General features: G+C 39.0%; 13 protein-coding genes and 1 pseudogene. 6 read left to right on the top strand and 8 right to left on the bottom strand.

All coding sequences use genetic code 11. The features are described from left to right. Window positions 1-9 precede the first annotated feature (9 nt). Entirely contained in the window at window positions 10-309 is a 300-nt protein-coding gene (locus tag CWS20_RS23860; protein ID WP_411814272.1) for a cupin domain-containing protein, read from the top strand. Between the two features lie 998 nt (window positions 310-1,307). Here the strand turns inward: CWS20_RS23860 and acsA are convergent. Then, a complete protein-coding gene (gene acsA / locus CWS20_RS23850) occupies window positions 1,308-3,026 on the bottom strand; it encodes an acetate--CoA ligase (RefSeq protein WP_066191204.1) in 1,719 nt (572 codons plus the stop codon). 229 nt (window positions 3,027-3,255) lie between these two features. Between acsA and CWS20_RS23845 the strand changes: the two are divergent. The 3 genes and pseudogenes from CWS20_RS23845 to CWS20_RS23835 all read left to right on the top strand — a co-directional run bounded on the left by CWS20_RS23845 (window position 3,256) and on the right by CWS20_RS23835 (window position 5,716). Continuing rightward, window positions 3,256-3,887: pseudogene (locus CWS20_RS23845) on the top strand (GNAT family N-acetyltransferase). 27 nt (window positions 3,888-3,914) lie between these two features. Next, on the top strand, window positions 3,915-4,556 hold the full coding sequence (locus CWS20_RS23840; protein WP_066191200.1) for an acetoin utilization AcuB family protein: 642 nt from the start codon (window positions 3,915-3,917) through the stop codon (window positions 4,554-4,556). A gap of 5 nt (window positions 4,557-4,561) precedes the next feature. Further along, window positions 4,562-5,716 carry an acetoin utilization protein AcuC gene (locus CWS20_RS23835; protein WP_180321493.1) on the top strand — a complete coding sequence of 385 codons (1,155 nt, stop codon included), beginning with the start codon at window positions 4,562-4,564 and terminating at the stop codon, window positions 5,714-5,716. A gap of 229 nt (window positions 5,717-5,945) precedes the next feature. Here CWS20_RS23835 and motS read toward each other — a convergent pair whose 3' ends face one another. The 4 genes from motS to CWS20_RS23815 all read right to left on the bottom strand — a co-directional run bounded on the left by motS (window position 5,946) and on the right by CWS20_RS23815 (window position 10,409). Continuing rightward, window positions 5,946-6,689 carry a flagellar motor protein MotS gene (gene motS / locus CWS20_RS23830; RefSeq protein ID WP_066191196.1) on the bottom strand — a complete coding sequence of 248 codons (744 nt, stop codon included), beginning with the start codon at window positions 6,687-6,689 and terminating at the stop codon, window positions 5,946-5,948. Then, window positions 6,686-7,498: a flagellar motor protein MotP gene (gene motP, locus CWS20_RS23825; protein WP_066191193.1), complete on the bottom strand. Its 813-nt coding sequence runs from the start codon at window positions 7,496-7,498 to the stop codon at window positions 6,686-6,688. Before motP ends, motS begins: the two co-directional genes overlap by 4 nt. A 292-nt stretch (window positions 7,499-7,790) precedes the next feature. Next, window positions 7,791-8,789 carry a catabolite control protein A gene (ccpA, locus tag CWS20_RS23820; protein WP_066191190.1) on the bottom strand — a complete coding sequence of 333 codons (999 nt, stop codon included), beginning with the start codon at window positions 8,787-8,789 and terminating at the stop codon, window positions 7,791-7,793. Between the two features lie 546 nt (window positions 8,790-9,335). Continuing rightward, the gene (locus CWS20_RS23815; RefSeq protein ID WP_066191188.1) at window positions 9,336-10,409 is read right to left on the bottom strand and encodes a bifunctional 3-deoxy-7-phosphoheptulonate synthase/chorismate mutase; all 1,074 of its coding nucleotides are present in this window, start codon (window positions 10,407-10,409) and stop codon (window positions 9,336-9,338) included. Between the two features lie 260 nt (window positions 10,410-10,669). Here CWS20_RS23815 and CWS20_RS23810 point away from each other — a divergent pair, with 260 nt between their 5' ends. Then, entirely contained in the window at window positions 10,670-12,859 is a 2,190-nt protein-coding gene (locus CWS20_RS23810; protein WP_066191186.1) for a cell division protein FtsA, read from the top strand. 25 nt (window positions 12,860-12,884) lie between these two features. Here CWS20_RS23810 and ytxJ read toward each other — a convergent pair whose 3' ends face one another. The 3 genes from ytxJ to CWS20_RS23795 form a co-directional block, all read right to left on the bottom strand. After that, a complete protein-coding gene (gene ytxJ / locus CWS20_RS23805; protein WP_066191183.1) occupies window positions 12,885-13,214 on the bottom strand; it encodes a bacillithiol system redox-active protein YtxJ in 330 nt (109 codons plus the stop codon). A gap of 86 nt (window positions 13,215-13,300) precedes the next feature. Continuing rightward, window positions 13,301-13,750: a YtxH domain-containing protein gene (locus tag CWS20_RS23800; RefSeq protein WP_066191181.1), complete on the bottom strand. Its 450-nt coding sequence runs from the start codon at window positions 13,748-13,750 to the stop codon at window positions 13,301-13,303. Between the two features lie 24 nt (window positions 13,751-13,774). Next, entirely contained in the window at window positions 13,775-14,254 is a 480-nt protein-coding gene (locus tag CWS20_RS23795; protein WP_066191178.1) for a DUF948 domain-containing protein, read from the bottom strand. Window positions 14,255-14,522: 268 nt separating this feature from the next. Between CWS20_RS23795 and CWS20_RS23790 the strand changes: the two genes are divergently transcribed. Next, window positions 14,523-15,638 (top strand): aminopeptidase, encoded by a 1,116-nt coding sequence (locus tag CWS20_RS23790; RefSeq protein ID WP_066191176.1) that lies wholly within the window; start codon window positions 14,523-14,525, stop codon window positions 15,636-15,638. Window positions 15,639-16,172: the final 534 nt, after the last annotated feature.

Genomic DNA, 16,172 nt, shown 5'->3' with positions numbered 1-16,172 from the left:
GCGCCTTTTATGGCGCTCAGACCCAATCCAAACCTTGATGAATTGCTGAAAAACTTCCAAAGAGAGCACCACCACACAGATGACGAAGTCCGTTTTATCGTAAGCGGCCACGGTGTGTTTATTATCCAAGGAGGAAATGAGGAGCGTTTCATCGAGGTACATCTTGATCCCGGCGACTTAATCTCTGTTCCAGAAAACACGCGCCACTACTTCACTTTAGCAGATGATCGCAAAGTCGTTGCCGTTCGCTTATTTGTTACACCTGAAGGATGGGTACCGGTTTATGAAAAAGAAGAACTGAAAGCATAGAATGACCTCAACAAGCCGATTGCCCGGCTTGTTGATTTTTTTTTGAGAAACATAGAGCCAAATTGAAGACAAGGAGTAAACAGCTACTTGCTGCTTCAGAGCACCTCATAAAGTGAAGACAAGTAAATTTTTGCTGGATTTGGAGAGGTGGTGTCCGCTCGACTCGTGGGAATAGCGAGACGGTCGAGATCCTGGATAAAGTTAGACACATTTTTTATGCAACCGCAGACTGAGTTCGGTATTATACTTGACTCAGTCCTTTTAATTTTTGCTTCATTCGATTGTTGTTATAGTAATGAATATACTTCCTTTTTTGTGTAACTGAAATTAAAGATGAGTGTAGGTAAGCGAAAAATGGTCTTAGATTGAGTAACTGGAACCGAAATTGGGTGTAGGCAAGCAGAAAATGGCCTTAGATTGTGTAACTGGAACCGAAATTGGGTGTAGGCAAGCGAAAATGGTCTTAGATTGAGTAACTGGAACCAAAATTAGGTGTAGGTAAGCGAAAAATGGTCATAGATTGAGTAACTGGAACCAAAATTGGGTGTAGGTAGGCGAAAAATGGTCTTAGATTGTGTAACTGGAACCGAAATTGGGTGTAGGCAAGCGGAAAATGGTCATAGACTGTGAAACTGGAATCAAAAATGGGGATAGTTATGCGTAAAATGCGCTAAGACGAATTTCCGTCAATACTTATAAATCAATATTCCAATAGTTGGAGCGGAGTGGAAGTTTCCATGGTCTCGGGTATCTCGCTGCTCTGAGTAGAAGTCGAGACACTAAAGGTGAGTAGCGTCGAAGCTGCTCGACGCTCGAAGTGCTCAAAGCGAGCGTAAGCCTCGGAAAATCCAAAACCCTTCCTATTTGGAAAGGAGTTTCCATACAGCCTGAGCGCCATTATGGCGCTTTTCTTTTTTAATATAGTGAAAATAGAAAAGCAGTGAAGGTAAATCATAATGATTTTCTCCCTCACTGCCCTTCTTAACTTCAATATAAATTTAGTCCTCCATTGTAGATAAATCACCAGTCGGCAAATCGAGCTCCCAAGCTTTTAGGACACGGCGCATGATTTTTCCGCTTCTTGTTTTAGGCAACTTCTCGCGGAACTCAATTTCGCGTGGTGCAGCATGTGCGGCAAGGCCTTTTTTCACGAATTGACGAATCTCCTCAATTAATTCGTCTGAAGGCTCATGTCCATCCATTAAAGCGATAAATGCTTTAATGATTTCCCCGCGTACAGGGTCAGGCTTTCCAATCACACCTGCTTCAGCAACAGCCGGATGCTCAAGCAGCTTGCTTTCTACTTCAAATGGGCCTACTCGTTCTCCAGAAGTCATGATGACATCATCTACACGCCCCTGGAACCAGAAATATCCTTCCTCATCCATATAAGCAGAATCACCAGATACATACCAGTCACCAGGCATAAAATAGGAATCATATTTTTGCTCGTTATTCCAGATTGTATGCATCATAGAAGGCCAGCCCTTCTTAATTGCCAGATTCCCCATTCTATTAGGAGGCAGCTCATTTCCTTGATCATCGACAATCGCAGCGACTACGCCCGGAATCGGTTTCCCCATTGAACCAGGTTTGATTTCCATGCATGGATAGTTGCAGATTAGCTGTGCACCAGTTTCAGTCATCCACCAAGTGTCATGGATTCGCTTGTTAAACACCTTTACTCCCCATTTAACTACTTCTGGATTCAAAGGCTCGCCAACACTCAATACGTGGCGGAGCGAGCTCAAGTCAAACTTCTTAACAACTTCGTCTCCGGCTCCCATTAACATACGGAAAGCAGTTGGTGCACTATACCATACAGTGACTCCATATTCTTCTATCATTTGATACCATGATTCAGGATTAAATCTTCCACCGACGATTAAATTTGAAGTACCTGTTAACCATGGACCAAATATACCGTAAGATGTACCGGTTACCCAGCCTGGATCAGCTGTGCACCAATAAACATCCTCATCTTTAAAGTCCAGCACCCATTTAGCCGTCTGATAATGCTGAATCATCGCATTATGAACGTGCAGGACGCCCTTTGGTTTGCCTGTTGAGCCTGAAGTATAATGCAGAATCAGACCATCAGTCGGTTCTACCCACTCAACATCTAAGTGCTTGCTGGCATCCTTCATTTGCTTATTGAAATCTGCAATTAAATCATTTTCCTCAATATTTTCACCTACGACTAGAATTTGCTTTAAATGAGGAAGCTTATCCGCAGGTACTCTATCAAGCAATTCAGGAGTCGTAATTAATACTTTAGCTTCGCTGTCTGCCAGGCGGTCCGTCACTGCACCCTCCATAAAAGCTTCAAATAATGGACCTACGATGGCTCCCAGCTTAATCGCTCCTAGTACTGAGAAGTATAGCTCAGGTGAACGCGGCATAAAAATAAATACCCGGTCCCCTTTTTCCACATCGCCAATTGTTTTTAACACATTTCCGGCTTTGTTTGAGAGTTCTTTCATTTCTTTAAATGTATACTTCTCGTTGCGCTTATCATCACGGTAATACAGCGCTACCTTATTTTTTTTATCAGATTCTGCATGGCGGTCAATTGCCTCATGGGCCATATTCATCTTCCCGGACTCATACCAAGAAAATTGCTGCTTCGCCTTGCTCCAATCAAAGCTTTTATATTCTTCTTCATAATTTTTAAGATTATGTTCACCTTGTATTACTGGCAGCGCTTCCAACTTCATTTTGCCTATTCCCCCTTATATATTTGTTTGATATTATTATAGTATAAATATTTTCTTTTCACAATTTTTAAAATATTTATTAACAATAATTTCTATTAACAACCATTCTAAAACAATAAACGAATAATTTCAAATTGTCATAAAATAGATATAATATTTATATGAAAGCGCTTTAAGGTATTATGTATAATAGAGTTATCATGAAAATGCTTTTAGGCGGTGAAATAGATTGAAACATCATAAAACATATAATGCAATGGAATTGAAAACGCCAAAGGGAGAATTGATTATTGAAGGTCCTATTCCATCAAACCTATTAAGAGATTATGAATTTCATAAAGATTTAGTTTCGTTTAGACCCCCGGAACAACAAAAAAAGCACTTGTTGAAATAGCGGATTTGCCTGAGGGGAGAATTATCATTGCTAGAGATAGAGATACCATTGTAGGCTATGTAACCTATTTATATCCTGATCCGTTAGAAAGATGGTCAGAGGGGAAAATGGATAATCTAATCGAACTTGGAGCGATTGAAGTCATTCCGGAGTTTCGCGGCTCTGGTACTGGAAAGAATCTTCTTAGAGTATCGATGATGGATGATGCGATGGAAGATTATATTATTATCACGACTGAATATTATTGGCACTGGGATTTAAAAGGGACTGGCCTCAATGTATGGGAGTACAGAAAAATAATGGAAAAGATGATGAACGCCGGCGGCCTTGTTTGGTATGCTACGGATGATCCGGAAATAAGTTCTCATCCAGCCAATTGTTTGATGGTTAAAATCGGAAAAAGAATTGACCAAGATTCAATACAGCGGTTTGATCAATTGCGATTTATGAATCGGTTTATGTATTAAAATTTTAAAAACAGAAGGGGGATTCTAATGATTGTTGAAGAAATCATGAAAACAGACATCGTCGTCTTATCAGAAAATCATAGTATTGCTGATGCGCTAAAAATCATGCGTGAGAAAAGAATTAGGCATCTTCCTATCGTAGATGAGGATAAAAGCTTAGTAGGGCTTGTTACAGACAGAGATTTAAGAGACGCAACTCCTTCTATTTTTGATACAGATAAATTTAAAGAAGGCGTAAATAACCCATTAAAATTAGTGATGAAAACGGATATCATTACAGGTCATCCGCTTGATTTTGTCGAAGAAATCGCAGCAACACTATATGAACATAGAATTGGCTGTTTGCCAATTTTAAATAATGAAAAACTGGTTGGCATCGTGACACAAACAGATTTGCTTCACACGCTTGTTGAATTGACAGGAGCTCACCAGCCAGGTTCACAAATTGAAGTGAAGGTTCCAAATAAATCAGGGATGCTGTTTGAAGTAAGCTCGGTGATCCGCAATCGCAAAGCAAATATTCAAAGCGTTTTAGTTTACCCTGATCAAAAAGATAGCAATTATAAAATTATTGTGCTTAGAGTTCAAACGATGAATCCGCTTTCCCTTGTAGACGACCTAAGGGAGGCAGGGCATGAAGTACTCTGGCCCATCGATCCGAGGATGTGATCATCATGAATCGTTCAGTATTTCTTTACTCAAATGATTTATTAAATTATAGATTTAATGCAGACCATCCCTTTAATCAAGTCCGCCTTAAATTAACGCTTGATTTATTAAAGTCGCTTGGCGCTATTAATGACGAGCAGATTATTCCTCCTCGTGCCGCATCTGATGAGGAATTGCTGCTTATCCATGATCCAGGCTACATTCAGGCAGTCAAGCTTGCAGGCAAGGGAGAACTGGCGGAAGATAAGGCTGAAAATTACGGTCTTGGAACAGAAGATACACCTATTTTCCCGCAAATGCATGAGGCGAGCTCCCTTTTGGTCGGCGGAGCTCTGACTGCTGTTGATTATGTAATGGAAGGCAAGGCTGACCATGCACTTCACCTTGGTGGCGGTCTTCATCATGGCTTTAGAGGAAAAGCATCTGGTTTTTGCATTTATAATGATAGTTCTGTTGCTATAAAGTATTTAAGAGAAAAATATAATGCTAGAGTTTTATATGTTGATACAGATGCCCATCACGGCGATGGTGTTCAATGGGCATTTTATGATGACCCAGATGTATGCACACTTTCCATACATGAAACTGGACGCTACCTCTTCCCAGGTACAGGAAACGTAAATGAGCGGGGGCATAGCCACGGCTATGGCTACTCCTTTAATATTCCTGTAGATGCTTTTACAGAGGATGAATCATGGCTCAATGCCTATCGGACATCATTTAAAGAGGTTGTTGAATTCTTCAAACCTGATGTCATCTTCACTCAAAATGGTGCAGATGCTCATTATCTTGACCCGCTTACTCATTTATCAGCAACAATGCGAATTTATAAAGAGATTCCAAAATTAGCTCATGAACTTGCGCACCAATACTGCAATGGTAAATGGATCGCTGTAGGAGGTGGAGGCTATGATTTATGGAGAGTCGTTCCCCGCGCCTGGGCACATATTTGGATGGAGATGACTGAAAACTCAAACTGTTGTGGCGCTTTACCTGATGAATGGGTCAAAGAGTGGCAGGAAAAAGCACCCGTACCGCTGCCAACAGCATGGGAAGACCCGGCCAATCTGTATGCGCCTATCCCTAGAAAAAGTGAAATTACCGAAAAGAACCTTAACACATTGGAGAAAGCGTTATATCCTCTTAGAAGTAGAGCTTAACCTAATCAATAAGTTAGAATGTCTATTTTCCAGTCTATGGCTTTTTAGGCATTCTTTACTTTGCGGTGGGAAGTGTTTGGATGAACATAAATAATATTGCTCTTGAATGTTAGTCTAAACAGATTTATCGCTTATAAAATCATTAGCCTCACCTCTCCAATTTGAGAACTTCCTCTTTTCCTGCTTCCCTTGCCCTCTCAAATAAAAAAAAGACTAAAGAGCTCACCGTTTACGATGCCTCCTCAGTCACTTCTTCCGTATATTCCGGATCTGCAATAATAATTTCTACTCGGCGATTTTTCTCCCAATTTTCCGGGTTATCATTTGCTGCAATTGGTCTTGTATCACCAAATCCGATTGCAGTGAACCTTCTGTTGTTGATGTCATGATTTTCACTTAAATAACGAATGACACTGCTTGAGCGTGCTGTAGATAATTCCCAGTTAGATGGATATCGATAATTAGAAATCGGGCGGCTATCTGTATGACCTTCAACTTTTATTAAGTTGGGCATAGCGGCAAGCATTTCTCCCAATTTATCAAGAAAAGGAAAAGAGTCATCAATTAATTCCGCTTCACCCGTTTCGAATAATACTTGCTCTTGAAGAACTAGGACTACTCCTCGTTCGGTTTTATTTGCAACAATTACATCTTCAAGGCCATTTAGTTCAAGATAGGATTGTACCTCTGTAATGAGTGAATCAAGAGAGTGGCTTTCTTTGTCTCTTTCCTGATTATCATTATTCTCTGTAGAATCAGGTGGCTCATCCAGCGGTATTATGGACGAATTCGAGTCAAAAATCGCATGCTTACTAAATGCTTCTGAAAGGGCCTTAAATTTTATCATATCAATTTGCGACATAGAAAATAGCAAAATAAAGAACACAAGAATAAGCGTCACTAAATCTGAATAGGTAACCATCCACACAGGAGCACCTTTTTTTTGTTTTTCCGGTTTCTTTCTGCGCCTCATGGTTTGAATGCCTCCTCGGCATCTTCCATCTCTTCTGCTTCTCTTCTTTCTTTTTCTGATAAGAATACACTTAATTTTTCTCTTAAGACTGAAGGGTTTTGCCCAGATTGGACACCTATTACACCTTCTATAATTATTTGCTTATAAAAAACCTCTGCTTCTGTTTGTGCTTCAAGCTTTGCTGCCATTGGGATGAAAAATAAATTAGCTAATAACGAGCCGTATAGTGTTGTTAATAGAGCAATAGCCATGCTTGGTCCAAGATTAGCAGGGTCCTCTAAATTTTTCAGCATGAGGACGAGCCCAATCAATGTTCCAATCATCCCCCATGCAGGCGCATACTCTCCCGCCTTCTCTAGAATGCTGCGCCCTTTTTTATGGCGCTCTTCCATGGCTAAAATATCCGCATCCATTATATCCTGAATCATTGCAGGCTCCATACCGTCAACAGCCAAGATGATTCCTTTCCGAACAAAAGAGTCAGGCTCTTTTGCCAGTTCTATTTCCAATGATAAAAGTCCTTCTCTTCTAGCGCGATCAGATAGCTTTACAAAGGTTTGAATAAGCTGTTGAATCGATTTTTCCTCGTGGGAAAAGCCTTTTTTAATGACAATAAAAACATGCTTCAATTCCTTTAATGGAAAGCTTACGAGTAAACCAGCAATGACCCCGCCAAAAACGATGAAGATAGAGGCTGGATCAAAAAAAGAATTGATCCCGCTAAATCCTCCTGTAGCAACTACGCCGAAAATAACCATAAGAACACCGAACACTAGTCCAATCGGTGTTAACATATCTAGCTTTCTCATTTCCTCTCTCCCGCATTGCACGATTAGAAAAACTTGACGTTCGCCAAATCATGAGGCGAACGCTTTAGTTTTCCTTATGCGAATTTAAAATGATCCTCTTTTTTTTATATTCCTTGATAAGCAAAATTTCACGTTTTCTAACAGCAAAAAAGTGAAGTTTTCACTTTGACAAGCAAAGAGAAACCCACTTTTTCTACTTAAACAGATATTCTAATTGCTGCCATAGAAAAAGAACAATTGGGCTGCCTCTCTCGCTTCTATCCCGTTATGTCATTTCTATCGGCAGTACTATTTATTTTGTTGAGTCTCTTTCTTCAATTCGGTGCGGAAGTACTACAATATGGTCTGTTACTTCTTCCTTATTCATATACTTGGTTAACAGCCTCATGGCAACTGCACCTATATCATATAATGGCTGTACAACAGAAGTTAACTGCGGACGGACCATCAATGCCAGTCTAGTGCTATCAGAACTGATTACTTCCACATCTTCCGGAACGGAATATCCTTTATCCGTTGCTCCATGAATGATTCCAAGCGCCATTTCATCTGACCCTGCATAAATGGCTGATGGCTTTGGATCGATCTCTAGTAATCGCTCAAATGCTTCAAGCCCAGAGTCATATGTATAGTCGCCTTCGATGACAAGCTCTTCTTTAAATGGAATTTCTGCTGTTTCAAGCGCTCTTTTATAGCCTGCTAATTTTTTCTCTTTGTTAACTGGTTCACGTAACGGTCCAATGACAAGCGCAATTTCTTTATGGCCTTTTTCAATAAAAGCAGTCGTCGCATCAAATGCAGCTTGTTCATTATCAATATTAACAGAGGGAATCGTTTCTGATTTTTCAATTGAAGCTGCTAAAACGATTGGAACTGGTGATTTTTCAAACTCAGCTACATGCTCTTCCTCGATATTGCCACCCATAAATACAATACCATCCACTTGTTTGCCAAGCATTGTATTTAATAAGTGCAACTCCTTGTCCATGTTTTGGTCAGAGTTGCTCAAAATAATATTATATTTGTACATCGTTGCAATATCTTCAATTCCCCTTGCAAGCTCTGCAACAAAAGTACTAGAGACATCCGGAATAATCACACCTACAGTCGTCGTCTTTTTACTCGCAAGACCACGTGCAACAGCATTAGGGCGATAGCCTAAACGATCGATTACCTCTAAAACTTTCTTTCTTGTTGTCGGCTTTACATTCGGATTTCCGTTTACCACGCGTGAAACTGTTGCCATAGATACATTTGCTTCTCTCGCTACATCATATATCGTTATATTCACTTTATAACACTCCTTTAATATTCCTATCTTTATTTTATAGCATGTTCTTATGTATTACTCCTATGTAACATCATCCTTAGATGTACGAACAAATCTTTAATTATGTATAATCATACGACAGAGCGCCCCTCCCCGCAACGCCATGTCTAAATATTTCTGAAAAAGTCAAAAAATAGTCACTAAATGTGGACGTGCTTTACCAGCAGGTGAATAAGGCAAATCAACCAAATAGCAGACAGCGGCCGTCAAACTTAACACTATTCAATGAAGAACTAGCTAGAGGAAATGAAACAACTTAGATTTTCTAATTTTATCTACGTGAACGACTCTTTTTTCAACGGCTTCACTTAGAAATATATAGCATCAATGCTTAAATGAGAAAAAGAGCCTTCGGCATACGCAGAAGGCTCTTACTTCAAAATGTCGAGGCGGCTTGAGCAATGAACGATACGATACATTCATCACAGCCCAAGCTACTGGCTTAAAGAAACACAGTTTAGCTTTTTATATGAGACATCTTTAGCCTCTAGCCGGCCGAACTCTTTTTTAAACTCTTACTAAAGCGGATTTGCTTAGCTCGCTCATGAATTGATCAAATTGATTTAAATCCATTTGTTGCGCTGAATCAGACAGGGCAACTGCAGGGTCAGGGTGAACCTCCGCCATCACGCCATCAGCTCCGATAGCTAATGCAGCTTTTGCAGCTGGTAATAATAAATCCTTTCTGCCTGTTGAATGAGTAACATCAACAAATACCGGCAGATGAGTTTCTTGTTTAAGAATCGGCACTGCAGTAATATCAAGCGTATTTCTCGTTGCCTTTTCGTATGTTCTAATGCCGCGTTCACATAGGATAATTTGCCCGTTTCCTTGCGCCATAATATATTCCGCTGCATTGATAAATTCTTCAATTGTTGCAGACATGCCTCGCTTAAGCAAGACTGGCTTATTTACTTGGCCCGCTGCTTTTAACAATTCGAAGTTCTGCATATTTCTTGCGCCAATTTGAATGACATCGAGGTAATCAACAGCCGTCTCAATATCGCTAGGACTAACGATTTCGGAAATGACCGCTAAATCAAATTCATCTGCCACTTTTTTAAGGATTTTAAGCCCTTCAAGACCAAGTCCTTGGAAATCATAAGGCGAAGTTCTTGGCTTAAATGCACCTCCGCGCAAAAGCTTTAAGCCTTTATCTTTTACAGCTTTCGCTACTGTAGCAACCTGCTCGTAAGATTCAACTGCACATGGACCGAACACTAAATGCGGTTGGCCATTGCCTACTTTTTCACCTTTTATATCAACAATCGTATTTTCTGATTTTTTCTTACGTGAAACTAATAGTGCTTTGCGATGGTCATCTTTTTGAAGCTCTAGACCCGCTTTAAAAATTTCTTTGAACATATGCTCAATCGTCGAATTCTCAAAAGGACCATTATTGTTCTCTTTAATTAAATCAAGCATAGCTCTCTCGCGGACAGGATCATATCGATAAACTCCTTGTGTTTCCTTAACCCTTCCGATTTCTTGAACAAGTTCTGCTCTTTCATTAATTAAAGCTAGTAGCTGAAGGTTAATCTCATCCACACGGTTACGTAATTGCTCTAGTTCTTTACCCATAACAGTCCCATCCTCTCAAAAATTAAATTGCCGTAAGAATTATATGAAGGTTAGAATAGCACATAGATGGTTGAATTCTTTTTATTCTACCTCTATTCAGACATATTCATCTTTATTGGCTTAAAAATATATGATACATTTTTTATAATTAGGGTTATTATATATGAAATATACGTATCTGTCACTAAATTTTTCTTTATTAATTAAACGCTTTTAAGTAATAAAGCAAAAAGTTATTAAAATAAAGAAGGTGTATCCTCTTGAACGATGAGAATAACAGGATTTTTGCATTAGATATTGGCACACGATCAGTTGTAGGTATCATTCTTGAAAAACAGAATGATCAATTTAGTATCATCGATATGCGCAGTCAGGAGCACTCGGAACGTGCAATGCTTGATGGACAGATTCACGATATAGTAGCGGTCTCAAAAGTCATTTCACAAATCAAAAATGAACTTGAAGAAACTTATGGACCTTTGGAAAAAGTCAGCGTAGCTGCTGCAGGGAGAGCATTAAAAACAGAACATGCTTCTGCGTCCATAAACATTCAGGGAAATTCGCTTATGGAAAAGCAGGACGTACTTCATTTAGAACTAAGCGCGGTTCAACAAGCTCAAGCAAATGTGGCAGAAAAATATCTAATAGAAAAAAGCCACCATTATTATTGTGTAGGCTATTCCATCCTTCATTATTATATCGATGGCCAGGAAATCGGTAATTTAATAGATCAAACAGGAGATGTTGCATCTGTAGATATTATTGCGACATTCTTGCCAAAGGTCGTTATCGATTCACTAATTGCTGCACTGCAGCGGTCAGGATTAGAGATGGAAGCATTAACGTTAGAACCTATAGCAGCTATTAACGTACTTATTCCTCCTTCAATAAGGAAACTGAATGTGGCTCTTGTTGATATTGGGGCAGGCACTTCTGATATCGCAATCACCGACTTAGGCACTGTTGTGGCTTATGGGATGGTTCCTGTAGCCGGCGATGAAGTAACAGAAGCAATTCAAGAGAACTTATTACTCGACTTTCCATCAGCTGAACAAGTAAAGAAAGAGCTGAATACAAAAGAGGCAATTAAAGTTTCAGACATTCTCGGCTTTCAGTCAGAATTATCGCGAGATGCGATTATGAAAGACCTTTCTCCAGCGATAGACCGGCTTGCTGGAGCAATATGTGATGAAATATATCAATTGAATAATGGACGCTCTCCAACCGCTGTCATGCTTGTAGGAGGTGGCAGTCAAACACCTGATTTAACGTCAAGAGTTGCTGAGCTGCTTGAGCTCCCTTTTAACAGAGTAGCGATACGCGGAATTGAAGCTATACAATCTTTATCAAAGTCAGCGGATCTGCCTGCTGGACCAGAGCTGGTCACCCCAATCGGCATTGCTATCGCTGCACATAAAGCGCCTGTTCAATACCGCACAGTTTATGTGAACGAACAGCCGATTCGGCTATTTGAAATTAATAAATTGACTGTTGGCGACTGTTTACTGGCTGCAGGGATAAAGGTGAATCAGCTATATGGAAAACCGGGACTCGCTATGATTATCTCCTTAAATGAGAACAATATTACGATTCCTGGAAGTCATGGTCATGCTCCGGAAATAACACTTAATCACCAAGTATGTAAACTAGATGACAAGGTTCAAAATGGTGATGTCTTAAAAGTTCTCAAAGGCAGTGATGGAAAAAAAGCGGAAGTCCGTGTAAAGGACTTAATTGAAGAAGCAGCAAAAAAACAGGTGCAAATTAACGAAGCACAATACATCGTTCATTCTGCTATTACACGTAACGGCGAGAATATTTCAATGGAAGAAAGCCTCAATGATAGAGATAAAATAGTGTGCAAAGTTCCAATAACAATAGAAGACATGTTTAAGTTCTTGCAATTAGAGGACCTTTTGGATGAATTAAAGCCGATGAACATCACACTCAATGATAAATCGACAATCATACCATCCGGTTCTGGAAAGCTGTTGAGAAATGGCCAAGAAGCAAAAATCCATTTTCCCTTCGAGCATCTTGACAGGTTTCATATTCAAAAAAGAGAACCGATCACGCTGCGCCGTTTAGCTGGGCATAAACGTTTATCGCTATCAAAATCCATTCGCATTACCTACAACGGAAAACCTTTAGCTTTAACAAAAAGGCTTATATCAGTTAAGCGTGATGAGGAAGCTTTGGAAGAAGAGAGCTTCATTTACAATGGCGATCGCCTTATTTATAAAGAGGAGCCAAATGAACCTTTTATTTTTCAAGACATATTTAAAAAGGTGCAAGTCGAAATACCCCATGAATCAAACGGAAGCTTTACTTTATTAAAAAATGGCGAGGAATCTAACTTTCATGAACAAATTCAGGATGGCGACCAGCTCGAGATTGTTTGGCCAATAACGAAAGTCATTTTCTCTAATCCAAATAAGGCAACAAAATGATAAAAAGCTCACTATTGTGAGCTTTTTATTTCCCTTCACTTACAGCTGCTGCCAATGTGTCATATGTAATTTTACGATGTGATGTATGCCAAGCAACTTGTTTATTATTAAAGAAGAAAGCTTGTGGTGATTCGTGCTTGATCTCGTAAGTTTCGGCAATTTCATTAGATAATGGTCGATCTTCTTGGACGATAAGATAGTAAGATTTGACGCTGTTGTTTTCACTTGTATATTTTTCATATTGTTCATATGCGTCCGCGCTTATTGGGCATGTATTACTATGCTTCAGCAATAGCATTTGATCGTTTTCTGCCAATGCTTTTTCAAATTCTTCATGATTCGTTAATCTTTCCATAATGTTAAATCTCCTCCTAATCATTAAATGACGGTGAAGTAATATTATCACTTCACCGCCTTGAAAACAAATCGTTCAGCTTTGATTTATTGATTAACTTTCTCTTCTGTTGCATCGAAGGCTTTTTTTGTTTCTTCAAGCCTCAGTTGCGCATCACCTTCAGTTGTAAATGCACTTTCAGCAGCAGGCGTCTCTTCATTTGTTGTCATATGCTTAATCTTATCCATAATTTCTGAAGATTGCTTTGAAACAGTATGTGAAATTTCATTCGTTTTTTCCTTTGCTGCGTGGACAAGTTCATTGCTTTTTTCCTTGGCTGTACCAGCTAAATGACTGGATTTGTCTTTCAAATTTGCAGCTTGGGTATTAATGTCACTAATCAATTCTTTTCCTGACTTAGGTGCAAGCAGCAGTGCTGTCCCGGCTCCTACAATTCCTCCAATAAGAGCACCAATTAAAAAATCCTTTGTATTAATGCTGTCTTCACTCTTATTTGCTTGTTTAGTATCATTTTGATTACGATCTTGATTTCCCATCTCTTTCAACCTCCAGATTAGAATTTACGATCTTCCTCTTTCTCTTCTCTTAGTTGGAACTGGCTCTTCAGCAGTATAGGTTTGAACTGGTTCCACCTTACGCTTTTTGTATTTGTCCCTTAATTCTAAGATGACATTGCCCCAACTAATCATTTGAGCCATTTTGTCTTTATTTAGTTCAACCTGTGTATTCACAGATGAAGTAATATTTTGAATAGAACCATTAAAGGTTCTAACAGAATCTCCAACTTCTTTTACTGCGTCTACTACATTATTAAGACTTTCAGACTTGTGCTGAATATCTTCAGCAAGTGCGTTTGTTTTATGTAACAGCTCGGTTGTTTCTCTTGTTACTCCATCCAGCTGCTTTTCCAAGCCGACCAGTGTAGTTGAAACACTTGTTAAAGTGACTTGCAGGGATGAAAGAGTTTTAGCTAAATAAATCACTAAAACGAGAAAGGCAATGGCAATAACCGCCACACTCAAATATAAAATTATCTGCATATAAGGGTACACCTCCAGTTGATTAAAAAATTAAAGAGAAGTTTAAGAAAGTTTTTACATTACAGCATTTGTAATTAAAGATATATTATTTCTTTTCCCAATTAAACTGTATAGTAAACCTGATGATATCCTTTCCTTGCAACGTCCTTTAATTTCTATGTAAATATTACCACAATCTAAAAGAGTTTTTAAATGAATAAACAAAAACAAAATATTTAGGTTACAATATACTAGTAACATTTATTCTGTTCTACGGAGGGATAATAGGATGAAAGATCCTCGTATTCAACAACTAGCAAAAAATTTAATTAATTATTCTATTCGCCTGCAAAAAGGTGAAAAAGTGTTAATTGAGAATTTCGGATTGCAAAAAGAGCTTGTTACTGCATTAGTTAAAGAAGCATATGCAGCAGGCGGGCATCCATTTGTTACTTTAAAAGACAATCAAGTTGACCGCGAATTACTGCTTGGAGCGCATGAAGAGCAATATAATCTTGCTGCTGAATTCGAAGCGACTGTAATGAGCAAAATGGATGCTTATATTGGCCTGCGTTCAGGTGATAACATTAATGAACATGCCGATGTGCCAGACGACAAGATGAGAATCCACGGCTCAACAATCGGTCAAAAAGTACATAGAGAAATCCGCGTACCGAAGACAAAATGGGTTGTTTTAAGATATCCGAATGCTTCTATGGCACAGCTTGCAAAAATGAGCACTGAAGCATTTGAAGACTTCTATTTCAATGTATGTAACCTTGATTATGGAAAAATGGATCAAGCAATGGAAAACTTAGTTGAGTTAATGAACAAGACAGATAAAGTGCATTTAACAGGTCCAGGAACAGATTTATCTTTCTCCATTAAAGATATTCCTGCAATTAAATGCTCAGGTCAGATGAATATCCCTGATGGCGAAGTCTATACAGCCCCTGTTCGCGATTCTGTAAACGGAACCATTTCGTACAATACGCCATCGCCATACAACGGTTTTACTTTTGAAAATGTAAAGCTTACATTTCAGGATGGAAAAATTGTTGAAGCAGAAGCAAATGACACTGAAAGAATCAATAAAATCTTTGATACTGATGAAGGCGCTCGCTTTGTAGGAGAATTCGCAATCGGTGTGAACCCGTTCATTCTTCATCCAATGCAAGATATATTATTCGATGAAAAAATTGATGGCAGCTTCCATTTTACGCCTGGACAATGCTATGACGAAGCTTACAATGGCAATAAATCAAACATCCATTGGGACTTAGTTAATATCCAGCGCCCTGATTACGGCGGAGGAGCAATTTATTTTGATGATGTCCTTATCCGTAAAGACGGCCGTTTTGTCATTCCTGAATTGGAATCTTTAAATCCAGAAAACTTGAAATAATAGAACGGGAAGAAATCCAATGGACTTCTTCCAGAGCTTGTAGAGAAACCTATCGTTTTTCTACAAGCTTTTTTATTTATATAAAAAGCTGTCGTATCTCTTTTCATGTTCTGACATGGTGCGGTAAGTAACACTCGTTTACTCATCCTTTCTATCCCACGGAAGCAACAATAGCGAAGTCGTGTATCTGCTCTTGCATCGGAAAATATAAACACTCACCTTCATTTGTTACTTTAATTATATGAAATTAACACAGGGAATTATTATTCGTTTTTTGTAGCTGTTTCCCCTAGATTATTCAATGTTTTCCAACGATGTAACAATCTTGTCATTTTGTCTGCTTTCTTATTTTTGTCAAAGTAAGGGAGTATATGAAAAAACAAACTGCTATTCTCCTGTCCTAATTACATTGCTTTTTAATACCACTTTTTCATGTAGCGCACCGTTTTTTCGGTTCTTCTGCGCTATTTGGAAACTAATCTCTCGCTCACTGATCGAGAGCGTCGGTCCGTTTCGTCGTTGCCGCAGTGTCTT

Source organism: Cytobacillus horneckiae (assembly GCF_002835735.1).
In the GTDB taxonomy this organism is placed as follows: domain Bacteria; phylum Bacillota; class Bacilli; order Bacillales; family Cytobacillaceae; genus Cytobacillus; species Cytobacillus horneckiae.
This window is presented reverse-complemented; position numbering and strand designations above follow the sequence as displayed.